A 304-nucleotide genomic window follows, 5' to 3' on the forward strand; every position below is an offset into this window, starting at 1 on the left:
TTGAATATATGGGGCGGCGCATTGCCGGTGGCAATATTCGTACCTTTCTTCTGCAACGCCACCTGGTTATCGACCACCGCTTGCACCAGCTAATTAACAGTGGCGTAACCCAGGTAGTGGAAATCGCCTGCGGCCTGTCGCCCCGCGGCCACCGCTTCTGCCAGCAATATCCGCAGCTCACCTACATCGAAACCGACTTGCCGGACATGGCCCGCCGCAAACAACACCTCCTCACAGAACATCAAGTGCTAAGCGAACGCCACCGGGTGATGCCCATCAATATTTTTGCTGACGTCGGCGAACT

At 56.2% G+C, this 304-nt stretch carries 1 protein-coding gene; it reads left to right on the top strand.

Features of this window, described 5'->3' with window-relative positions; all coding sequences use genetic code 11:
• A partial coding sequence (locus tag F8C76_RS19760) for a class I SAM-dependent methyltransferase (RefSeq protein WP_211372236.1) occupies window positions 1-304 on the top strand: 304 nt, incomplete at both ends.

This window comes from Flagellimonas olearia, from assembly GCF_009184425.1.
GTDB lineage: Bacteria > Bacteroidota > Bacteroidia > Flavobacteriales > Flavobacteriaceae > Flagellimonas > Flagellimonas olearia.